The sequence below is a fragment of the Vibrio sp. CK2-1 genome (assembly GCF_021726515.1).
Taxonomy (GTDB): Bacteria; Pseudomonadota; Gammaproteobacteria; order Enterobacterales; family Vibrionaceae; genus Vibrio.
Genome location: NZ_JAKKCJ010000002.1, coordinates 404,075 through 425,223 on the forward strand (window position 1 = coordinate 404,075; position 21,149 = coordinate 425,223).

The window sequence follows — 21,149 nt, forward strand, 5'->3', positions numbered from 1 at the left end:
AATTATACTCCCAATAAAAGTAAGCGCAAGCGTTTGCTAAAGCTAATTATTGCATGTTTTGATTTCTGTTTATCGAATGATGCTAGTCACCTAGAGTCGCCACCATAACGGCTTTAATCGTATGCATGCGGTTTTCAGCTTGGTCGAAAACAATAGAGTAGTCAGACTCAAACACTTCCTCTGTTACTTCTAAGCCTTTCATGCCGTATTTTTCAGCCACTTCTTTACCGACGGTAGTTTCATCATTATGAAAAGCAGGTAAGCAGTGCATAAACTTCACATTCGGATTGTTGGTCGCATTAATCATATCCATATTGATTTGATAAGGCGTCATCAAGGCAACACGTTCATCCCAAGCATCTGCCGCTTCACCCATCGAAACCCACACATCGGTATATAAGAAATCACAACCTTGAACACCTTCGGCAACATCTTCGGTGAGTGTGATTTTAGCGCCAGTGCTTTGGGCGATAGTTTGGCAAGTTTCCACTAGGCTTTCTTCTGGCCAAAATGCTTTCGGTGCAACTAGGCGAATATCCATTCCCATTTTCGCCGCGCCAACCATTAATGAATTACCCATGTTGTTTCGAGCATCGCCTAAGTAAGCGAAACTCACTTCATTTAATGGCTTGTCTTGGCTGTACTCTTGCATAGTCAGGAAGTCAGCTAAAATTTGCGTTGGGTGAAATTCATCGGTTAAGCCATTCCAAACTGGTACGCCGGCATGCTCTCCGAGTTCTTCAACAATCGCTTGTCCAAACCCGCGATACTCGATGCCATCATACATACGACCTAAAACGCGCGCGGTATCTTTCATTGATTCTTTATGGCCAATTTGCGAACCAGAAGGGCCAAGATAGGAGACTTGCGCACCTTGATCAAACGCGGCAACTTCAAAGGCACAACGAGTACGAGTGGAGGATTTTTCAAAGATAAGCGCGATATTTTTACCTACCAATGATTTCTTCTCACAGCCTGCGTATTTAGCGCGTTTAAGATCGCGAGATAAGCTGAGTAAAAAATCGATTTCTTTTGGCGTGAAATCCAACAGTTTTAAGAAATTACGGTTGCGTAAGTTGAAAGCCATAACTACGTCCTTGTGAGTCGGTGGTAAAAGTTATTTATACATAAAAATGCCAATAAAGTGAATTTTTATTTAATTTCAATGCAAGGTTAATCTGAATGTGAATCGCATTAATAAATTTTAGTGATTAGCCTTAGTCTCATTTACTGAGTTTTAAGTTATATACTTGGTATTTTATCGTCAACATCCTTCATATTAACGCTTACTTAGTATGAGCTTTCATGGCAAAATACACCGTATTAATCTACATTGAAAATTCGCCCACACTGGAGCTTAAGCTATGTCTAATAATGATCAATCGATGCAAGACGATTACATGTCGGTAGAAGAACTGATTGAATTTCAAAAAGAAGAAACACGTGAAATTATCGCAGCATTGATTGAAGATGGCAGTGATCCAGATGCGCTTTACGATATTGAGCACCATTTATTCGCTGAAGATTTCGCAACATTAGAAAAAGCGGTGATGGAAGCATTCCAAATGGGCTTTGAAGTTTTAGAAGCCGAAGAAACTGAAGACGAAGATGGCAGCAAAGTATTGTGCTGTGATGCGATCATGCAATCGGCTTTAGATGCTAATCTTATTGATGAGCAAGTTGAGAAGCTTGTTCATTTGGCTGAAAAGTTTGACATCATCTATGATGGCTGGGGCACTTTCTATGAAGGTGAAGATGCGATTTATGATGAAGAGAATGACGACTACGATAGCGAGTAACGCTTTCCTTTTCGTTAATAAATACCAGCTGAATAGGCTGGTATTTTTATATCTACCCCCAACAGATTCACGGACGATTATGCATTTTTTACTTGATGGCCTTTGGCAAATATCCCCGCTTACTGATTTATCTATACCTCAAGCGGATATCGCTTTTCCTGCCAAATTGAGTTCGGTATTACCTAGTCATTTAACTGAGCAAGAGATTGATCAACAAGAATGGCATTTAATGCATGATATCGAGGTCGATCAGTCAATGTTAGATCTTGCAGGGGTAGATCTTGTGATCGATGGTATTGATCGTTATGCCGAGGTGCGAGTAGGTGGTGTAGCGGTATTTGACTGTGATGGTAGCCAATATCGTTATCAAAAAGATATTCAGCCTTATCTTAACCTTGGTAAAAATCGGATTGAGATTCTGTTTTTAGAGCCTGATGATGATTTCTTGATTGAAGAAGAAGCATCGGTTTGTCACTTAGGCGAACCAGTTAGCGATGCTCCAATTGTTAGTGGAATTAAGCGCACACCTTTTTTGCGTTTAGTGCGTAATGTTCGACTGCAACATGTGGTGACTGAGCAAATTTGGCATCACGGTGGTGGCTGTGAGTTAAAAGTGGATGTGTATTATTCGACATTAAAGCCGGGATTAGTTTCAACTCAAATAAAATATGAAGGGATGATGTACACCATACCTTTGGATGTGAGAAGCGACCACGTGACGGCTATTTTTCAGGTCGATGCTCCTAAACAAGCGGTGATTGAGCAAGAAACCAATCAAGCTTTATCTGGCAATACCGAGCTCTATGTTCACTTAGATGGTTATCACTTTAGGTTTAATGTGGCGCTATCAGAAACGCAAAGTGTTAGCCATTATCCTCTATAATCTTGGCTTTTATTCATTGTGATTACAGCGCTTTAGCCATTACTACTTCACAATCACTGTGACCGGTATTTCCCCACGGCCCGTCTAAATGCTGAAAGCCAAGCTTTTGATATAAAGTAAGCGCCGCTTTCAGTTCAGCAGTGGATTCTAAATAACACTGCTCAAAGCCGATTTCTCTCGCTTGCTCAAAACAAACATCGATTAACTTCTTAGCGAAACCTTGGCCACGAGCGCGATTTAAAATATACATCTTCTGTAACTCACACACTTCGGGCTTACCGGCGAGTGGGGCAATTCCCGCACCACCCACAACCAGACCATCTTTATCAACCATTACCCAATAGTGAGAAAGCGTCGCTTGGTAGACTTCAAATAAACTATCTAAAGTTGGATCGGCCACGCTATAGCCTTTATCTGCAGTTAAGCCAAACTCTGCGGAAACATCACGAATAACTTGAGCAATTTGAGGGTTATCTTGCGGCTGAATAGGGCGAATGGTGTAAGTCATAGTACGGCTTGATTCTTAAGGATATGAGTAATAGCAGACAGTGTACTCCAATATTTCTCGGCTATAAAAATAAAAATGAAAAACAAAAACGCCCACTATCTTATTCGGAGTAGTGGGACGTGGGCGTTTGTTGTTTAACGTGTTGATGTAGGATTAATAGGCTCTGACTTGGTCGTCTTTCACTTCTGATACTTCAATACTATGCTGCTGTAATTCATGGTGGTGGCAATGTAAGCTGATTTTCGCTTTTTCATTACGTTGCCATACTCGCTCATGGAAGTAGAACACAACCGTGTTAATACTTGGCTCTAACGCCGCCATCAAACCACCGACAAACACATCACCTGTTAATAAGTAAACCACTAAGAACGCTACGCTAAAGTGCAAAACAGCGAAGCTAGCGGTTTTACGACTCGGTTTTAACATTGCTAAACGAGCCCACTTTGGCTGTTGCCATGCTTTTTCATGGAAGTAGAAAGCAACCGTGTTCACCATAGGTTCAATCATCGCGATCATGCTACCTAAGATAATGTCGCCAGTTAATACATAAGCAACGGTAAAAGCGACACTGAAATGTAAGATAGCGAATGTGAATGTCTTTTTCATAATGACTCCGAATAATGTCTTTGTTTTGTTGAGTACATTATTGCGAATAATTCTCATTACGTAAAGTAAGTTTGTGATTATTTGTTTGATAGGAAAAAGCTATTGATTAGGTCGCTTTACTGCAAAACGAAAAAGGCTAACCTCTCGGCTAGCCTTTAATCGTTCTTTTTCGAGTTACGAGCAGCGTAGCGCCCGAAAACCGAGTATCGCTGCTTTACAACGCCGCAATAGTCGCTTTTTGCTCTTCTAGCTTAACCAAAGTTTCTTGGTAGCCTTCAAGCTTAGCGCGCTCGGCTGTAACAACTGCTTCTGGTGCTTTTGCGACAAAGCCTTGATTGTTTAGCTTACCTTCGATGCGTTTGATTTCACCTTGGGTTTTCGCGACTTCTTTATCAAGACGAGCCAGTTCTGCATCTTTATCAATCAGACCTGCCATTGGCACCATGATAGTTGATTTACCTACCAGTGAAGTTGCACATGCTGGTGTTTCTTCGCCTTCCGCTAATACTTTCACATCTTCCAGCTTACCTAGAGAGCTTAATACCGCTAGGTTATCTTCAAGACGTTTAGCATCAACAGAATCCGCTTTCAGCATAATTGAAAGTGGTACGCTTGGCGCAATATCGTATTCTGCACGTAGGTTACGGATACAAGTGATGAATTGTTTTACCCACTCGATATCGTCTAGTGCTTTTTGGTCGAAGTTATTTTCATCAAACTGAGGCATGGCCTGAGTCATGATGGTGTCGCCTTCAACGCCAGGAATAAGAGGTTTCACGCTCTGCCAAATAGACTCTGTGATGTATGGGATCACAGGATGCGCAAGACGCAATGTTTTCTCTAGTACAGTAATTAGCGTACGACGAGTAGCACGTTGTTTTGCTTCTGTGCCTTTCCATAATACTGGCTTAGTTAGCTCTAAGTACCAGTCACAGAATTGGTTCCAGATGAATTCGTATAGCGTATTAGCAGCCATATCTAGACGGAAGTTTTCGATATGTGCATTGAACTCTTTAGCGGCGATTTCGAATTGAGCTTCAATCCATTTGTCGGCTAGAGAATATTCAAGCTCGGCACCTTCAGCAAAACCACAATCTTGCTCTTCTGTGTTCATCAATACGTAACGGCTTGCGTTCCATAGTTTGTTACAGAAGTTACGGTAACCTTCAAGACGCTTCATATCCCAGTTTATGTCACGGCCAGTTGAAGCCATGGCTGCTAGGGTGAAACGTAGAGCATCAGTACCATAAGGTTCGATACCGTTTTCAAAAGTTTTACGGGTGTTTTTCTCGATCTTCTTCGCAAGCTGAGGCTGCATCATGTTGCCACAACGTTTTTCAACCAGAGACTCAAGATCAATACCGTCAATCATGTCGATTGGGTCAAGTACGTTACCTTTTGACTTAGACATCTTATCGCCGTTTTCATCACGGATAAGGCCCGTCATGTAAACGGTTTTAAATGGTACTTGTGCTTTACCATTTTCATCTTTCACAAAGTGCATGGTCATCATGATCATACGTGCAACCCAGAAGAAGATGATGTCAAAACCAGACACCAATACATCGGTTGGGTGGAAAGTTGAAAGATCTTTGGTTTTTTCAGGCCAGCCCATAGTGCCGAACGTCCAAAGCGCTGAAGAGAACCAAGTATCTAATACGTCATCGTCTTGGCGTAGAACGATCACTGGATCTAGGTTGTTTTTCTCACGAATTTCTTCTTCAGTACGACCTACATACACGTTGCCGTTGTTGTCATACCAAGCTGGAATACGATGGCCCCACCAAAGTTGGCGAGAGATACACCAGTCTTGTACGTCACGCATCCACGCAAAGTACATATTTTCATATTGCTTAGGTACGAATTGAATTTCGCCATCTTCTACCGCTTTCACCGCTGGAGCGGCTAAAGGTGCAGTGCGAACATACCATTGGTCAGTTAGCATTGGCTCGATAACCACGCCACCACGGTCACCGTAAGGAACGGTTAGGTCGTGATCTTTAACTTCTTCTAATAAGCCAAGTGAATCCATTTCTGCAACGAGTGTTTTACGTGCTGCGAAACGTTCCATGCCTTGATATTGAGTAGGGATGTCAGTGCTATAAACATCAGATGGTTCACCAGTTGTAGTGAAAACTTCAGCGGCATCACGGATATCAGCATTTAGCGTTAAAATGTTGATCATTGGAAGCTGGTGGCGTTTGCCCACTTCATAGTCATTGAAATCGTGCGCAGGAGTGATCTTCACACAACCTGTGCCTTTTTCCATATCAGCGTGTTCGTCAGCAACGATTGGAATACGACGACCTACGATAGGCAAGATGATTTCTTTGCCAATGATATCTTTGTAACGAGGATCTTCTGGGTTAACCGCAACACCAGTATCACCTAGTACAGTTTCAGGACGAGTGGTTGCGACCACGATGTAGTCTTTACCTTCCGCAGTTAATGCGCCATCGGCTAATGGGTAGCGGAAGTGCCACATGTGACCTTTTTTGTCTTTGTTTTCAACTTCAAGATCAGAAATCGCAGTGTGCAGTTTTGGATCCCAGTTTACTAGGCGTTTGCCACGGTAAATCAGGTCATCTTCATAAAGACGGACGAACACTTCACGAGTGGCATCAGATAGGCCATCATCCATAGTAAAGCGTTCGCGATCCCAATCAACTGATGCGCCAAGGCGACGAAGCTGACGAGTGATGTTGCCACCTGATTCTGCTTTCCAATCCCAGATCTTATCGATAAAGGCTTCACGACCGTAATCGTGTTTTGTTTTGCCTTCTTCTGCTGCAATCTTACGTTCAACGACCATTTGAGTCGCGATACCGGCATGGTCGGTACCGACTTGCCAAAGGGTGTTTTTGCCTTTCATACGCTCACAACGGATCAAAGTATCCATGATGGTATCTTGGAAAGCGTGGCCCATGTGAAGACTGCCGGTGACGTTCGGCGGTGGAATGACAATGCTGTAGGCTTGCTTTGAAGTATCACCATGAGGCTTGAAGTAACCAGCCTCTTCCCAACGCTGGTATAGCGCTTGTTCAATTGATGTTGGGTTATATGTCTTTTCCATAGTCTTCTTTTATCGATACGTTGAGCGTGAAAAATAATGTTTTTCGAGCCTAGAGCGCTGCGCTTTTTCGTTGCTAGAGCGCTTCGCTGCTCGATTTATTAGCTACTCGATTTACGTGCTTTGCTTTTCCGAGCTACGAGTAACGTTTTTAATGTTAATTGTCTGCATTTCAAAGCCAGCTTGTCGGTAGATTTTATACCTTTCTCGAGCTTGTTGCTTTGGTTTTTCTTCGCAAGGAACGAAGTCTACCACTTGTCTAAAGGTCTGAGCAAAAATTGTATTATCATTCGCCATATTGATGACTAACTGGCGGTTGCGATGTGGCTTTACTTGGCTAAAACCTATTTCAATTGGAGTTCCATATTGAGGGCCTTCTCCAGATAAGTTATGCGATTGAAATTGTTCAGGTTCTTTTTGCCAAAAGGCTTCATCTATGGCTTCTGCTTGGCTTTTATCTTGTGCATTGACGTACACTTTTGCCCCTTGAGAAGCAAAATAACTGGCTAAATACACCGCATAGTCAATATGGCCAGTCGTAGTATCTTGCAAGCTGTTTGGTTCAATGATGTAAAAAGTTGCAATAGCCATACGCAGTTTTATGTTCGCCAAAATGAAAGGGGACCGTAAAGGCCCCCATTTTATACGATTAGCTCATCAAAGAGATAAGAATTATTCTTCTAAGATTTGCGAGCCTGATGCACGGTTTACTAAGAATTGTACTAGTAACGGTACTGGACGGCCGGTTGAGCCTTTTTGTGCGCCTGATTTCCAAGCTGTGCCTGCAATATCAAGGTGCGCCCAATTGTATTTCTTAGTAAAGCGAGATAAGAAACAACCTGCGGTAATTGTGCCACCCGGGCGACCACCGATGTTTGCCATATCAGCAAATGGGCTATTGAGTTGTTCTTGATATTCATCAGACATAGGTAGACGCCATGCGCGGTCACCCGCTTGCTCTGATGCGTTAACAATCTCATGCGATAGCGGGTTATGGTTAGCAACTACGCCACTGATGTGATGACCTAGTGCAATCACACAAGCACCAGTTAAGGTTGCTACATCAATAACGCAATCAGGATCGAAACGCTCAACATAAGTCAGTGCATCACAAAGTACTAAACGACCTTCTGCATCGGTATTTAATACTTCAACCGTTTGGCCTGACATCGTGGTTAAGATATCACCTGGGCGATAAGCGTTGCTGCCTGGCATGTTTTCACAGCCCGCTAACACACCAACCACGTTAATTGGTAAGTTGAGTTTCGCGAGTGCTTTCATGGTGCCGAATACAGAAGCGGCGCCACACATGTCGTATTTCATTTCATCCATGCCTTCGCCTGGTTTTAATGAAATACCGCCTGAATCAAAGGTTAAACCTTTACCCACAAGCACAATCGGTTTGGCTTCTGGATCTGGGTTACCTTTATAGTTGATGATAGACATCATAGATTCATTGCGTGAGCCGCGACCGACTGCTAGGTAAGAGTGCATGCCGAGTTTTTCCATCTCTTCTTCACCAATAATTTTGGTGGTGATGGTCTCGAAATCATCGGCTAGGCGACGTGCTTGAGAAGCAAGATAAGCTGGGTTTGCAACATTCGGTGGCATATTGCCAAGATCTTTCGATGCTTTAACACCTGATGAAACCGCTAAACCATGAGCAATCGCTTTTTCGCCGAGGTTAAGCTCGCGACGAGTCGGTACGTTAAACACTAATTTACGTAGAGGACGGCGAGTTTCTGGCTTATTGCTCTTAAACTGATTAAAGGTGTAAAGGCTATCTTTTGTTGATTCAACTGCTTGGCGAACTTTCCAATAAGTATCACGACCTTTGACATGTAGCTCAGTTAAGAAGCATACTGCCTCCATTGAGCCGGTGTCGTTCAAGGTGCTGATGGTTTTTTGGATAATATCTTTGTATTGACGTTCGCCTAGTTCACGTTCTTTACCACAGCCAACAAGTAGAACACGTTCAGATAACATGCCCGGTACTTGGTGCAATAGTAGCATTTGGCCTGGTTTACCTTCGAGGTCACCTCGACGTAATAATGAACTAATATAGCCGTCGCTGATTTTATCTAGTTGCTCGGCGACAGGAGAAAGGCGACGTGGCTCAAACACACCAACGACTATACAAGCGCTGCGTTGTTTTTCTGGGCTGCCACTTTTTACACTGAACTCCATGCGTACTCCTACATCCTAAAGACAAATAGAACTAAATGTTGGATAATGCTTATTCTTCGTTGCCATTGAGCAAACTGTTCTAGAATTAAGCGACACAAGATTTAGTTAGAAATAGTAAATCGAGTGGCTTTGAATATTCACTCGATATTTAAAGATTAATATAGTTAAAAAACATTAAAAATAATAGACTCATCGGAAAACTATAGTGATTCCGTCAAAAAAACAAGTTTTGTATAGGTAATGCTGCGTGATTATTGTTAGATATTTGATCCGCGAGACACTCAAAAGCCAGTTCGCCGTCTTCTTTGTGCTTTTTCTCGTGTTTTTGAGCCAAAAATTTATCAGTGTGTTAGCTGATGCATCTGATGGGGACATTCCCGCCAGTATGATTATGTCGATTGTTGGTCTTAATATGCCAGCAATGGGGCTATTAATGCTGCCATTGAGTTTATATGTTGGCATCTTGCTGACTTTTGGCCGCCTGTACGCTGAAAGTGAAATCACGGTAATGAATGCTACCGGGATTGGTAATAAGTTTTTAGTGCATGCAGCTTTATATCTTGCGGTGATCACCGGTGCTATTGCCGGTTTTAACTCTTTATACCTTTCGCCTTGGAGTCAGGAAAAAGTAACCCAACTTCTTGAGCAAGTTACCGCAACCAGTAGTATTGATTTGCTTAAAAAAGGCCAGTTCCAACCTGCGCCAGATGGTAGTGCAGTGGTTTTTGTTGATGATATTAAAGATAAACAACTGACCAATGTATTTGTCGCTCAAGCACAACCAAGAGATTCGGTTCGTCCAAGCGTGATGTTTGCTAACTCTGGTGTGGTGCAAGAATTCCCCGATGGCCGTCAAATGTTAACCCTAAAAGATGGGGTTCGTTATGAAGGCATTCCTAACTCTTTAGATTACCGCAATACCGATTATGACGAATACTCAGCGTTAATTGGTCAACGTGATGTGCAAACGAAAAAGCGTAAGTGGGAAGCCATTCCAACCAAAGATCTTATCGGCATCAATGACCTAGAAGCTAAATCTGAACTGCAATGGCGTTTAACGTTGATTGTTTGTATCCCACTGCTTACTTTAGTGGTGGTGCCTTTATCGGCGGTTAACCCTAGACAAGGGCGTTTTGCCAAACTAGGTCCTGCTGTATTGATTTATTTAGCTTACTTCTTAGCAATCAGTGCCATGAAATCGGCTATTGAAGATGGTAGTGTGCCACCAGCATTAGGAATGTGGTCGATAAATGCTTGCTTGTTGATTGCCGGGATTATTCTCAATAGTTTAGATAGCTTGTTTGTACGTGGACTCAGAGATAAATTGAGAAGAAGGAAGTTGAGCCGTGTTTAAAATTCTTGATTGGTATATTGGCCGAACCATTATTGCCACTTCTTCTTTGTGTCTCGCGACCTTGGTTGGTTTGTCTGCCATCATTAAATATGTTGAGCAGTTACGTAAAGTAGGTCGAGGTACTTACGATTTGATGGAAGCTTTGTACTTTGTGGTATTAAGTATTCCTCGTGATATCGAAATGTTCTTCCCAATGGCAGCGTTACTTGGTGCCTTGATTGGTCTCGGTATGTTAGCGGCTAGTTCTGAACTTGTGGTCATGCAGGCATCGGGCTTCTCGAAGTTAAATATTGGTGTTTCAGTATTGAAAACCGCAGTGCCTTTAATGCTAATGGTGATGATCCTAGGCGAATGGGGCTCACCACAAGCACAAAAACTGGCGCGAGATTCACGTGCCATGGCGATTGCCGGTGGTGACATTGTTTCGGTTCGAGATGGTGTTTGGGCGCGTGATGGTAATAACTTTATCTATATCGGTCGAGTGAATGGCGAAGATGAGTTAAAAGGCGTGACCATCTGGCAGTTTGATCAAGAGAAAAAACTTAACGATATTCTAGTGTCTCAAACCGTTCGTTACGAAGATGACAATCGCTGGATGATGAAAGATGTGCAAATTACTAAGATGGAAAATGACGTTCAGCTTAGTAAAGTGAAAGAGCCAAATTATGAATGGCATACGACATTAACGCCGGACAAGCTAGCAGTCGTAACGGTTAAGCCAGAAGAATTGTCATTAACCGGTTTATACAGCTATGTGACTTATTTGAGAGATTCAGAGCAAGATCCATCTCGCTATGAATTAGCCTTTTGGCGTAAAGTCTTCCAGCCGTTATCTATTGCTGTGATGATGTTGATGGCGCTATCGTTTGTTTTTGGTCCGCTGCGTAGTGTGACCATGGGGGCAAGGATTCTATCGGGTGTTATTGCCGGCTTTACTTTCTACATTTCCAGTGAAGTCTTTGGCCCAATGAGCTTGGTATATGGCATACCACCGATAATAGGCGCACTCGCTCCGAGTGTGATCTTCCTAGTGGTCGCCGTGATGCTGATGAGGCGGAAAGCCTAGCAGTGAAATAGCCAAAACAAACAAGGGATGCCAAGTGCATCCCTTTTTAATGTGTTCAAGTAGCTGATTGAATTTAAACAGCTTTTGGTAGGTGAATCACTTGGCACTTTGACCACATATCTTGCAGGGCTCTTTTTTCAGAATCAAATAACACAGTGATATTACCCAGCCCAAATAGAGATGTAGCCGCTCGAATTAAAGATTGAGCGAAACGGATATTACTACCATCTTCATTCTGTACTCTTAACTTCCAAGCTCGCATGCCGAGAGTTTGTCCTTTCATCCAGAAGAAGCTTAGAAAGCCAACCCAGACAAACACCACATAACCATGAAATAAAATACTCCAAACAGGATGATGATTGAGTAAATCACTAGCATCAATATAAGAGCCGTAGCTGATGATGCCTTGAGATAAAAGGGCTTCCATGGTGGCAATCACAATACCTACCGCGATCATTTCCACCGCAATAATAATCAGAGCATCATAAAATATCGCCGCCAAACGACGTAAAAAACCAGCAGGCTTGGTGTGTACTTGAGAATTCATAAGCGATCTAATTTATAAAAGGTGTCAGCAGAATAGCCATTTGTATGAGACATTTAAAGTTGAAACTTGTATCTAATTAGCATTAATGGTGAAAATATCAGCGATTAAACCATTTTGAAAATTTAACACTTGCGCCGGTGTCTTCCATACGTATAATTCCAATCACTCCTTAGCGTTATAAGCTAATTGAGTGACATTTTGGCGGTGTGGTGAAATTGGTATACACGACGGATTCAAAATCCGTTGCCTTCGGGCGTGGCGGTTCAAGTCCGCCCACCGCTACCAAATTTAAAGAAAGGCGTTCAAGCAATTGAGCGCCTTTTTTGCATCTGAAATCTAGCTAGTCTCTTTTCTTCCTTTCCTCAATCCATACTAAGCGACTTCATTTTTTGAAGTGGTGATCTTCGTCGATAGATTTTCATTCTCATTGAGCGCATTATGAAGCAGTCTTACTGATTTAATTTCAGCTAAACTGAAAGTATTAAAAATAAAAAAGGGATGAATATGAAGCAATTAAAAAATCAAACACTCCTTGCCTCGGTGTTAACGGATGGCAAAGGGCAGCAAGTATTCAATCCATTTGATAATAGTTTGCTCGCTACGGTGCCGGTTTCTTGCCAAGCGAGAATTGAGCATGATGTTGCTGATATGGAAGCTGGGCAAAAAATCTGGCAGAAAAAGCCGGTTGCCGAACGCTGCCAGCTTATGAAGAAATGGCATCAATTGATTTTACAAAATGAAGATGATCTTGCCATGCTGATCACTTTAGAAGGTGGTAAGCCATTAAAAGAAGCGTTAGGTGAAGTGCGTTACGGAGCCTCTTTTATCGAATGGTTTGCTGAAGAAGGGCGTCGCGCTTACGGTAATACCATTCCATCGGCGAGTAATGACAAAACCATTTTAACGGTAAAACAAGCGATTGGTGTGGCGGCGGCAATTACCCCTTGGAACTTCCCATTAGCCATGATCACTCGTAAAGCGGCACCGGCACTGGCCGCTGGTTGTAGCTTTATCTGTAAACCGTCTGAATCAACGCCTCTGACGGCATTTGCGGTCACTGAGTTGGCATATCAGGCTGGCATCCCTAAAGACGTTCTACGCATGGTTGTGGGAGAAAATGCGCATGATGTAGGGGAGGTGTTTACCTATCATCCTTCTGTTCGTAAGTTTTCGTTCACTGGTTCGACTCTCGTGGGGCGTAAATTACAAATGCAGTGTGCTTCAACCATTAAACGTACTTCAATGGAGCTCGGTGGCAATGCGCCATTTATCGTGTTCGATGATGCGGATATTGATAGTGCGGTTAAAGGGGCGATTGCCAGTAAGTTCCGTAATGCAGGGCAAACTTGTGTATGTGCTAATCGCTTTTATGTGCAAGATGCGGTTTATGATGAATTTATTGAAAAGCTGGTGGCGGAAGTCGATAAACTTAAAGTTGGCAACGGGCTTGATGAGTCAACCGATATTGGTCCGCTTATCTCAAAAGAGGCGAAGCAAAGAGTTTCTGATTTGATTGAAGAAGCGAAAGGCCGCGGAGCAAGACAAGTAAATAAAGAGCAATCGTTAGAAGGCAACTTTATAGCACCAACGGTATTGGTGGATGTTGAGCACGATAGGCCATTAGTTCAAGGTGAGATCTTTGGCCCAGTATTACCGATCATTCGTTTTTCTGAAGAAGATAAAATGATTGCGATGGCCAACGACACTATCTACGGATTAGCCGCTTATTTTTATAGCCAAGACATGAACCGCATTTGGCGTGTCGCGCATAATCTAGAGTACGGCATGGTAGGAGTCAATGAAGGTATTATTTCGACGGAAGTTGCGCCGTTTGGTGGCATGAAACAATCGGGTAATGGTCGAGAAGGGGCCAAAGAAGGTTTAGAAGAATACCTAGAGACGAAATACGTGTGTATTGGTGGGTTAGATCGATAATGAAGCAGGGTAAAGGTATTTGGTTCCTAGTTTCTAGGAAGAGCGATTTTTCGAACGCTTTGCTTTTACTCATAGCTTTTACACGTATTTAGTAAGACGCTACTTTTTCTCGGTTTGAGAGAGTGGCGTTTCCGAGTTCTGATAGTTCTACCCTAGAAACGAAAAAAAACCTCATCATCTGATGAGGTTTTTTTAAAGTGGCTCCCCTTGCAAGACTTGAACTTGCGACATACGGATTAACAGTCCGCCGTTCTACCAACTGAACTAAAGGGGAATTATTCTTTTTTTTATTTCTAGTGATTAAGCTAGAAAATGGTGCCGACTACCGGAATCGAACTGGTGACCTACTGATTACAAGTCAGTTGCTCTACCTACTGAGCTAAGTCGGCGCACTTTGTTTTTTGCTTCTAATTATCTGAATTCTTGATTCAAACAATTTTAAATTGGCTCCCCTTGCAAGACTTGAACTTGCGACATACGGATTAACAGTCCGCCGTTCTACCAACTGAACTAAAGGGGAATTATTCTTTTTTTATTTCTAGTGATTAAGCTAGAAAAAATGGTGCCGACTACCGGAATCGAACTGGTGACCTACTGATTACAAGTCAGTTGCTCTACCTACTGAGCTAAGTCGGCACACTGTATTTTTCAATTTGACGTCTACTTTATCAAGACACCAAACTATAAATAGTGGTGCCCGGAGGCGGAATCGAACCACCGACACGAGGATTTTCAATCCTCTGCTCTACCGACTGAGCTATCCGGGCGACGGGGGGTATTAAACGGTTTTTCGTGACTAACGTCAACAGTAAAATATAAAAAAATGTTCGTTTGAGTAATTTATAGTCGCCATTGCGTGTTTCTCCACACAATAGGACGTTTTTTTCTCAAATTTTGCTGTTTATTTGTGGGTGATTACTGACGTGAAAGCGAATGAGAATAAGAGTAGCTTGGGTATAAGTTTAGCTTGAGTGCAATTCATCGTGCTGAATGCCGAAAATATAAGCTAAGTGAGTCATTATCATCGAATACATGATTGCTCGAATACATAATAGAAAGGAGAGGTAGTGATTAAACTATCTCTCCTTTTTCGTTACAGCTTATCTGAAGGGATTAAAATTATATTTGGGCCCACGGTCCACCAGAGGTTGGTTCATCGCCTTGTGTCCACCATTGTGCTTTATAAGAAGCGCCGTGGTAGTTTACCGTATCACCGGATGTATAGACCTTATCGGCTTGCCACTCAGCATTATCACTTGCGGCCGCTTGCCAAGCACTTGAGGTGTCAGGCTGATCACCTTGAGTCCACCATTTAGCGGTATAGCTCACGCCGTTATATAGCACGACATCACCGCTGTTGTAGGCAATTGCACTATCCCAAGTAGTTTCGCCATTGTTATTACCGTCATCTTCTAATGGGGTTACAGTAATGGAAATTGTTGATTGGCTAGTGGTAATAGGATCGCCAACCGAAACCACTATGCTTTCATTGAGAGTAGTTGTAGTTTCTGGTGCTTGATAATTGACGGTAATGCTAGTGTCGCTTTGAGTGATGATATTGCCTTTATCGACACTGAATATCAGCGGATCATTGTCGGCATCGGTTGCTGAAACCTCAAACACTAGGCTTTCTCCGCTTTGCACGCTTAAATTGCTTGGAGCAGTAATAACCGGAGCTTGATTACCCGTTTTGATTTCTAGTTGATAGCTGTAATTCGAGTTGGTGACATAAACCAAATTGCTATACAAATCTTGGCTTTGGTACTGAATAGTTTGTGAAGCTGAGTCTTTTAAACCAATTTGCACCGTTTGTGGGTATTTTTGATTCACGGTTGTTGCTAAAGATTCTGCCCACACAGTTTCCGCATCATTATCAATTGGGAACTTTTCAAACACGATCTCTTGGCCATTTTCATCAAAGATACGTAGCCAAGCCGTATCACCAGCATTTGCGTCCATGGTTGAAGCTAGGTAGTTACCGCTACTGACCCATTTATCGAGCGGGTTATTTGGATCGGTTCCATCGTCGTTACCGGTAAATGAAACATCACTACAGTTATAAAAACCTTCCCCTGCCGGATCTTGACGTTGCCAGCGAGTATATAAAATAGCATCGCCAGTACGATCCGTTGGCAGTGTGACTTCCATTTGATAGTACTTTTTGCCATTAAGCTCAACGGTTGCCAAGTTGCCAAACTCCGCGATTAAATCTAAATCACTCCAAGCCAGCGGCATAGTTGCAGAATCATAATTTGGCTTGGTTAAGTAAACTTTCCAAAAGCTTGGGTTATGGGGCGTGTTGGCGCGATATTGCAGGGTGACCTTACCATTGTTGGTTAAATCAAGTTTGGTCTTTTGCCAATCAGGTGAAGGTAGGTCGATACCATGTTTGGCTTTATCGCCCGCTGAGCATAATTCGCCATTGGGAATGGTTGCTTCAACGGCAGCTTGATCATTGTAGTTAGAAACTAAAGTGGAAAACTCTGGCTTTTGCACAAATGGCGTCCAGCCTGATTCTAAAAACGCGGCACGGCAAGCAGCGTTGGGAATAGTACTACCATCGGTTGAATCCCAGTAACCGCCATCCATATCACAAATCTGTTGCCTTGCTGGTGGGTAGTCTAGGTAACCATGCGCTTGTACATGAGTTGAAAGTAAAGTTAAGCTAATGACGCTCGTGGATAAGCATAATTTGCTTCGAAAAAGTGAATAATTCATACACACCTCCATTTGTTATTGAATGGCATGGAGTGTGGTGGGGGATAAGAAAAAGGCAGAATAGAAAATTGTTAGTTTGAACACTCTCTCGAAGAAATTTATCTTCAGTTTCACTTGTCGAAGTAAAATTGAATAGTCGCTTTGAAAGTGAAGCTAATTGACATAAAGATTACATAAATTGGAAAAAGCCAGCTAAGCAGAGAAAATGTGGTGAGGCGAAACTATGGTAAAGGATGGGTAAAGGATGTTATTGAAGGCGAAAAAAAACCTCATCAGATGATGAGGTTTTTTAAAGTGGCTCCCCTTGCAAGACTTGAACTTGCGACATACGGATTAACAGTCCGCCGTTCTACCAACTGAACTAAAGGGGAATTATTCTTTTAACACTAATTGATGCAATCAGTCGTTAACTAAATAATGGTGCCTCGAGGCGGAATCGAACCACCGACACGAGGATTTTCAATCCTCTGCTCTACCGACTGAGCTATCGAGGCAATAAATGGTGCCGACTACCGGAATCGAACTGGTGACCTACTGATTACAAGTCAGTTGCTCTACCTACTGAGCTAAGTCGGCACACTATATTTATTGCTTGTCCGTGCATGTAACCATGACACCAACAATTTAATTGTGGTGCCCGGAGGCGGAATCGAACCACCGACACGAGGATTTTCAATCCTCTGCTCTACCGACTGAGCTATCCGGGCAACGGAGCGCTATTAAACGGATTTTCTGCTTCACCGTCAACTTGTTTTTGTAAAAAACTCGAAAAAAAGGTTTGTTTGCTGCCAATTTAAGCAAAAAAGTGTGATTTGCTGTTTTTTAATACAAATATTACTTCATCGAATGAAATTCTTTTTGGTAAGCCGTTACTTTTTCTAGGTAACGGCGAGACTCGGCATTCGGGTGTTTTTTGGTCAGTGCCCAATAAACTTGACTAGTTTGTAAGCTGTTAATGTCATTGATGGCACTGGTTTTACCGCCACCAAAGGTGTTAAACACTCCGCCGGAGCCACCGTTATACGCTGAAATCATGCTGTATTGCAGCGAGGTTGAATTTCGTATGCCCTTTAAGTAACGGGTTTTTAAAATGTAAAAGTAGGCCGTGCCGGTATCTATATTATTGGCTGGATTGTATAGATATTGAGGCGTTGGCATGCCCGATTTACCTTTAACTAGGTTAAACACATCGTGTCCGGCTGTTTTGGGTACGATTTGCATTAAGCCATAAGCATTCGCCCAGCTCACTGCGTAAGGGTTGAAGCTACTTTCCGTCTTGATGATGGCATAGATAAGATCTTCAGGGATGTCATATTGTTTTGAAGCTTTACGCACGATATCAGCATATTGATAACTACGTAGTTTGGAGTGGTTTTTTACCATAGGGATGGTGACATAGTACGACTTTTTAAAATCAATAGTGCGAGTCTTAAGCTTGTTTTTTATAAGATAATCAGCAAATTGACTAGCACGCCAAGACCATTGAATCGATTGACCATTTTGATCAACGACCTGATCGGATAAAAATGGTTTACCGCCCATTGCGATCTCTTTAGATGAGAATAAGTCAACATTCGCTGGGTTATTTGGCGTTAGTAGGGTAGTCACAATCGCTTGTTTTAAGTGCCCTGTGGGATCAGTTGAGGCAATGGTTTCTACGGTGACAGTACCATTATCAAAGTCGATATCGGCTCGGTTTAAGTAGCCATCGGTATATTTAACGTAGGTTTTCGCGCCCGCCATCTTGATATTGTCTTGCCCCCATTTGTTGGCGACTTGGCCGGAGAACTGATTCATCAAACTATCTAAAGCGGCGGTATCTTTGGCAAATTGGCCAGGAAGTGGTGCTAGGTTTTTAGCAAAGCGATTGGTAGGGGTGTAATCGACATCATAAATACTTTCGATAAATTCTCGGCTACAGCCAGAAAGGGCAAAAAAGGTGATGAGTAACAGCCAAAGTTTTTTATTCATGTCGAGTTCGAATTTGCTTAAAAACAAAACAGGCATTGCTTTCGATTTCCCAAAACGGGAAGAGCAATGCCTGCTACAAAAGTTGGTTGTATTATACCCGATTATTCACTCGGTGGGGTATAACCATCAATAATGATCTCTTTTCCTTCAAATAAGAAATTAACCATTTCAGTTTCCAGTAGTTTGCGGTGCTCTGGATCCATCATGTTTAATTTTTTCTCATTGATCAGCATGGTTTGTTTATGCTGCCATTGGCCCCAAGCTTCTTTGCTGATGTTATCGAAAATACGCTTACCGAGTTCACCAGGGTAAAGTTGGAAATCTAAGCCTTCCGCTTCTTTCTTTAAGAAAACACAGTTTACAGTACGGCTCATAGGAGCTCCTTGAGAGATTGAATTAATCGTTAAGTTCGTAAGGCAAGCTATGCAGCAGTTGTTTGACTGGTGCGGCGAGCCCGACTTCTTTCGGTTGAGATAAGTTATACCAAAGACCTTGCTGACCTTCCATCACCAAGCTTGGTTGTTTATTCAATTTTACTAAGATTGGCGTGATATCTAAGTGATAATGGCTAAAAGTATGACGAAAGGCCGTCAAAGTACTTTTCTGGCTTATCATCGTCTCCGTAATCGCTTTATTATCTAGCAAATCTTCAATGGTTTGATTTGAATGTTGAGGGAAACAAAATAACCCTCCCCAAATGCCGCTTTGCGGACGCTGTTCTAGCCAAACCTGATTGTCGTGATAAAGCATCACAAACCAAGTTTCCTTTATCGGTTTTTCTTTTTTCGGTTTTTTGCCCGGAAAATCAAGTTGGCGCTGTTGGGCTTTGGCTTGGCAGAACTGCTCGATAGGGCATAAGTCGCATTTAGGTTTACTACGAGTACACACTATTGCGCCCATATCCATCATGGCTTGATTGTACTTATCAACATCATGCTTCGGCGTATGTTGTTCCGCTATTTGCCATAATTGGTTTTCAACGGTTTTTTGCCCCGGCCAGCCTTCTACGGCAAAACAACGTGCTAAAGTACGTTTTACATTGCCGTCTAATATGGCGTGAGGCTGTTTATAAACCGAAGACAAAATTGCCGCTGCGGTTGAACGGCCAATCCCCGGTAGAGCATTCATTTGTTCTATATCGGTCGGGAATTCACCTTGGTAGTCTTGCTCGACAATTTGCGCCGCTTTGTGCAGGTTACGAGCACGAGCGTAATACCCTAGTCCAGTCCAAAGGTGGAGTACTTCATCTTGATGCGCTTTGGCTAAATCTGTCACGGTAGGAAAGCGCTCAAGGAAGCGTTCAAAATAAGGAATAACCGTGGTGACTTGGGTTTGTTGTAACATGATTTCTGATAACCAAACTTTATAGGCGGTTTTATTTTGCTGCCAAGGCAAGCTTTTACGGCCAAAGTTTTCATACCAATTTAAAATGGAATCAGAAAATGTACTCACTGGTTACTCTTTATTTGAATTTTAATTGGCGTTGATTCCACCATAGCTATACAGTTTAGTAAACCATGTAAATTATATGGATAAAAATGGCTATTTGGGTGAAGTGGCAATAAACCGATGAGAAAGTCGATTAATTCGACGATAAAAGCTTGCACCTTGAGCGTATCTTTGGATAATTCTCACCCTAGTTTTGAATAGCCTCTATTATTTAAAATCACTCATTATTTTCAATCGCTAAGTTTCAGCTAGAACAATCAAACTTGGCATAATCTTCAGGCGAAACCATGACAGAAGTAACAACCAACGAAGTAAATGAAGAAGGCAAAATTGTTCGCAGAATTCGCAGTTTTGTTCGCCGTGAAGGGCGCTTAACCAAAGGCCAAGAAAAAGCGATTGAAGAATGCTGGCCAACCATGGGCATCGAGTTTGCTCAACAGCGTCTAGATTGGAAACAAGTATTTGGTAACGATAATCCAGTTGTTCTAGAAATTGGCTTTGGTATGGGCGCGTCATTAGTTGAAATGGCGAAGAATGCACCAGAGAAAAACTTTATCGGTATTGAAGTTCATAGCCCAGGTGTGGGTGCTTGTTTAGCGTCAGCGCAAGAAGCTGGCGTAACGAACTTACGTGTAATGTGTCATGATGCAGTTGAAGTGTTTGAGCACATGATCCCAGATAATAGTTTGATCACGTTACAACTATTCTTCCCAGACCCTTGGCACAAAAAACGTCATCATAAACGTCGTATTGTGAAACTAGAGTTTGCTGAAATGGTTCGTCAAAAGCTCATTATTGGTGAAGGCATTTTCCATATGGCAACTGACTGGGAAAACTACGCTGAGCATATGATTGAAGTGATGAATGAAGCGCCGGGCTTTGAAAATATTGCCACTGATGGTGATTTCATTCCTCGTCCGGATGAGCGTCCATTAACTAAGTTTGAAGCTCGTGGCCATCGTTTAGGTCATGGCGTATGGGATATTAAATTCCGTCGTGAAAGCTAATCGATCTAATAAAGATTAATGATAAAAAACCAACCGCGCGGTTGGTTTT

At 42.4% G+C, this 21,149-nt stretch carries 17 protein-coding genes and 10 tRNA genes; 7 read left to right on the forward strand and 20 right to left on the reverse strand.

From position 1 onward, the window contains the following. Window positions 1–82: 82 nt before the first annotated feature. On the reverse strand, window positions 83–1,087 hold the full coding sequence (locus L3V25_RS06705; RefSeq protein WP_237294666.1) for an ornithine carbamoyltransferase: 1,005 nt from the start codon (window positions 1,085–1,087) through the stop codon (window positions 83–85). Window positions 1,088–1,364: 277 nt separating this feature from the next. Between L3V25_RS06705 and rraB the strand changes: the two genes are divergently transcribed. Continuing rightward, window positions 1,365–1,799 (forward strand): ribonuclease E inhibitor RraB, encoded by a 435-nt coding sequence (gene rraB, locus L3V25_RS06710; protein ID WP_027697713.1) that lies wholly within the window; start codon window positions 1,365–1,367, stop codon window positions 1,797–1,799. A gap of 79 nt (window positions 1,800–1,878) precedes the next feature. Next, entirely contained in the window at window positions 1,879–2,682 is an 804-nt protein-coding gene (locus L3V25_RS06715) for a sugar-binding domain-containing protein (protein ID WP_237294667.1), read from the forward strand. 22 nt (window positions 2,683–2,704) lie between these two features. Here L3V25_RS06715 and L3V25_RS06720 read toward each other — a convergent pair whose 3' ends face one another. The 5 genes from L3V25_RS06720 to pepA all read right to left on the reverse strand — a co-directional run bounded on the left by L3V25_RS06720 (window position 2,705) and on the right by pepA (window position 9,053). Beyond that, window positions 2,705–3,190 carry a GNAT family N-acetyltransferase gene (locus L3V25_RS06720; RefSeq protein ID WP_237294668.1) on the reverse strand — a complete coding sequence of 162 codons (486 nt, stop codon included), beginning with the start codon at window positions 3,188–3,190 and terminating at the stop codon, window positions 2,705–2,707. 153 nt (window positions 3,191–3,343) lie between these two features. Beyond that, window positions 3,344–3,796, reverse strand: coding sequence for a DUF2061 domain-containing protein (locus L3V25_RS06725; protein ID WP_237294669.1), 453 nt, complete (start codon window positions 3,794–3,796; stop codon window positions 3,344–3,346). A 214-nt stretch (window positions 3,797–4,010) separates the two neighbouring features. Beyond that, a complete protein-coding gene (locus tag L3V25_RS06730; protein ID WP_237294670.1) occupies window positions 4,011–6,869 on the reverse strand; it encodes a valine--tRNA ligase in 2,859 nt (952 codons plus the stop codon). Window positions 6,870–6,980: 111 nt separating this feature from the next. Beyond that, the gene (locus L3V25_RS06735) at window positions 6,981–7,457 is read right to left on the reverse strand and encodes a DNA polymerase III subunit chi (RefSeq protein ID WP_237294671.1); all 477 of its coding nucleotides are present in this window, start codon (window positions 7,455–7,457) and stop codon (window positions 6,981–6,983) included. Between the two features lie 81 nt (window positions 7,458–7,538). Beyond that, a complete protein-coding gene (gene pepA, locus L3V25_RS06740) occupies window positions 7,539–9,053 on the reverse strand; it encodes a leucyl aminopeptidase (RefSeq protein ID WP_237294672.1) in 1,515 nt (504 codons plus the stop codon). A 247-nt stretch (window positions 9,054–9,300) separates the two neighbouring features. Between pepA and lptF the strand changes: the two genes are divergently transcribed. Beyond that, the gene (gene lptF / locus L3V25_RS06745) at window positions 9,301–10,407 is read left to right on the forward strand and encodes an LPS export ABC transporter permease LptF (protein WP_237294673.1); all 1,107 of its coding nucleotides are present in this window, start codon (window positions 9,301–9,303) and stop codon (window positions 10,405–10,407) included. Continuing rightward, entirely contained in the window at window positions 10,400–11,473 is a 1,074-nt protein-coding gene (lptG, locus tag L3V25_RS06750; RefSeq protein ID WP_237294674.1) for an LPS export ABC transporter permease LptG, read from the forward strand. Before lptF ends, lptG begins: the two co-directional genes overlap by 8 nt. A gap of 73 nt (window positions 11,474–11,546) precedes the next feature. Here the strand turns inward: lptG and L3V25_RS06755 are convergent, their stop codons facing one another. Further along, on the reverse strand, window positions 11,547–12,020 hold the full coding sequence (locus tag L3V25_RS06755; protein ID WP_237294675.1) for an RDD family protein: 474 nt from the start codon (window positions 12,018–12,020) through the stop codon (window positions 11,547–11,549). Between the two features lie 200 nt (window positions 12,021–12,220). On the opposite strand from L3V25_RS06755, the gene L3V25_RS06760 reads away from it, so the two are divergent. Then, window positions 12,221–12,305: transfer RNA gene (locus L3V25_RS06760), tRNA-Leu, on the forward strand. Between the two features lie 219 nt (window positions 12,306–12,524). Continuing rightward, window positions 12,525–13,955, forward strand: a complete 1,431-nt coding sequence (locus L3V25_RS06765) for an NAD-dependent succinate-semialdehyde dehydrogenase (protein WP_237294676.1) — start codon at window positions 12,525–12,527, stop codon at window positions 13,953–13,955. A 198-nt stretch (window positions 13,956–14,153) separates the two neighbouring features. On the opposite strand, the gene L3V25_RS06770 is transcribed toward L3V25_RS06765, so the two are convergent. The 13 genes from L3V25_RS06770 to mutY all read right to left on the reverse strand — a co-directional run bounded on the left by L3V25_RS06770 (window position 14,154) and on the right by mutY (window position 20,096). Beyond that, window positions 14,154–14,229: transfer RNA gene (locus tag L3V25_RS06770), tRNA-Asn, on the reverse strand. A 39-nt stretch (window positions 14,230–14,268) separates the two neighbouring features. Beyond that, window positions 14,269–14,344: transfer RNA gene (locus L3V25_RS06775), tRNA-Thr, on the reverse strand. A gap of 55 nt (window positions 14,345–14,399) precedes the next feature. Next, window positions 14,400–14,475 (reverse strand) — tRNA-Asn (locus L3V25_RS06780). A gap of 40 nt (window positions 14,476–14,515) precedes the next feature. Next, window positions 14,516–14,591, reverse strand: a tRNA-Thr gene (locus L3V25_RS06785). Between the two features lie 55 nt (window positions 14,592–14,646). Further along, window positions 14,647–14,722 (reverse strand) — tRNA-Phe (locus L3V25_RS06790). Between the two features lie 352 nt (window positions 14,723–15,074). Continuing rightward, window positions 15,075–16,673 (reverse strand): lytic polysaccharide monooxygenase, encoded by a 1,599-nt coding sequence (locus tag L3V25_RS06795; protein ID WP_237294677.1) that lies wholly within the window; start codon window positions 16,671–16,673, stop codon window positions 15,075–15,077. A 295-nt stretch (window positions 16,674–16,968) separates the two neighbouring features. Then, window positions 16,969–17,044, reverse strand: a tRNA-Asn gene (locus tag L3V25_RS06800). Window positions 17,045–17,091: 47 nt separating this feature from the next. Continuing rightward, a tRNA-Phe gene (locus L3V25_RS06805) sits at window positions 17,092–17,167 on the reverse strand. A gap of 6 nt (window positions 17,168–17,173) precedes the next feature. Then, window positions 17,174–17,249, reverse strand: a tRNA-Thr gene (locus tag L3V25_RS06810). A 55-nt stretch (window positions 17,250–17,304) separates the two neighbouring features. After that, window positions 17,305–17,380: transfer RNA gene (locus L3V25_RS06815), tRNA-Phe, on the reverse strand. A 127-nt stretch (window positions 17,381–17,507) separates the two neighbouring features. Beyond that, complete coding sequence (gene mltC, locus L3V25_RS06820) at window positions 17,508–18,644, reverse strand: membrane-bound lytic murein transglycosylase MltC (RefSeq protein ID WP_237294678.1); 1,137 nt, start codon at window positions 18,642–18,644, stop codon at window positions 17,508–17,510. 101 nt (window positions 18,645–18,745) lie between these two features. Beyond that, on the reverse strand, window positions 18,746–19,018 hold the full coding sequence (locus L3V25_RS06825; protein WP_237294679.1) for an oxidative damage protection protein: 273 nt from the start codon (window positions 19,016–19,018) through the stop codon (window positions 18,746–18,748). A gap of 22 nt (window positions 19,019–19,040) precedes the next feature. Beyond that, window positions 19,041–20,096: an A/G-specific adenine glycosylase gene (gene mutY / locus L3V25_RS06830; RefSeq protein ID WP_237294680.1), complete on the reverse strand. Its 1,056-nt coding sequence runs from the start codon at window positions 20,094–20,096 to the stop codon at window positions 19,041–19,043. Window positions 20,097–20,380: 284 nt separating this feature from the next. On the opposite strand from mutY, the gene trmB reads away from it, so the two are divergent. Beyond that, window positions 20,381–21,100 (forward strand): tRNA (guanosine(46)-N7)-methyltransferase TrmB, encoded by a 720-nt coding sequence (trmB, locus tag L3V25_RS06835; protein ID WP_237294681.1) that lies wholly within the window; start codon window positions 20,381–20,383, stop codon window positions 21,098–21,100. Window positions 21,101–21,149: the final 49 nt, after the last annotated feature.

What these genes read in the sequence shown, in the direction of transcription:
- L3V25_RS06715 (WP_237294667.1), top strand. Translation starts at nt 1,879, where the DNA reads ATGCATTTTTTACTTGATGGCCTTTGGCAAATATCCCCGCTTACTGAT.
- L3V25_RS06730 (WP_237294670.1), bottom strand. Translation starts at nt 6,869, where the DNA reads ATGGAAAAGACATATAACCCAACATCAATTGAACAAGCGCTATACCAG.
- L3V25_RS06705 (WP_237294666.1), bottom strand. Translation starts at nt 1,087, where the DNA reads ATGGCTTTCAACTTACGCAACCGTAATTTCTTAAAACTGTTGGATTTC.
- rraB (WP_027697713.1), top strand. Translation starts at nt 1,365, where the DNA reads ATGTCTAATAATGATCAATCGATGCAAGACGATTACATGTCGGTAGAA.
- L3V25_RS06755 (WP_237294675.1), bottom strand. Translation starts at nt 12,020, where the DNA reads ATGAATTCTCAAGTACACACCAAGCCTGCTGGTTTTTTACGTCGTTTG.
- trmB (WP_237294681.1), top strand. Translation starts at nt 20,381, where the DNA reads ATGACAGAAGTAACAACCAACGAAGTAAATGAAGAAGGCAAAATTGTT.
- L3V25_RS06825 (WP_237294679.1), bottom strand. Translation starts at nt 19,018, where the DNA reads ATGAGCCGTACTGTAAACTGTGTTTTCTTAAAGAAAGAAGCGGAAGGC.
- L3V25_RS06795 (WP_237294677.1), bottom strand. Translation starts at nt 16,673, where the DNA reads ATGAATTATTCACTTTTTCGAAGCAAATTATGCTTATCCACGAGCGTC.
- pepA (WP_237294672.1), bottom strand. Translation starts at nt 9,053, where the DNA reads ATGGAGTTCAGTGTAAAAAGTGGCAGCCCAGAAAAACAACGCAGCGCT.
- L3V25_RS06720 (WP_237294668.1), bottom strand. Translation starts at nt 3,190, where the DNA reads ATGACTTACACCATTCGCCCTATTCAGCCGCAAGATAACCCTCAAATT.
- L3V25_RS06735 (WP_237294671.1), bottom strand. Translation starts at nt 7,457, where the DNA reads ATGGCTATTGCAACTTTTTACATCATTGAACCAAACAGCTTGCAAGAT.
- L3V25_RS06725 (WP_237294669.1), bottom strand. Translation starts at nt 3,796, where the DNA reads ATGAAAAAGACATTCACATTCGCTATCTTACATTTCAGTGTCGCTTTT.
- mltC (WP_237294678.1), bottom strand. Translation starts at nt 18,644, where the DNA reads ATGAATAAAAAACTTTGGCTGTTACTCATCACCTTTTTTGCCCTTTCT.
- L3V25_RS06765 (WP_237294676.1), top strand. Translation starts at nt 12,525, where the DNA reads ATGAAGCAATTAAAAAATCAAACACTCCTTGCCTCGGTGTTAACGGAT.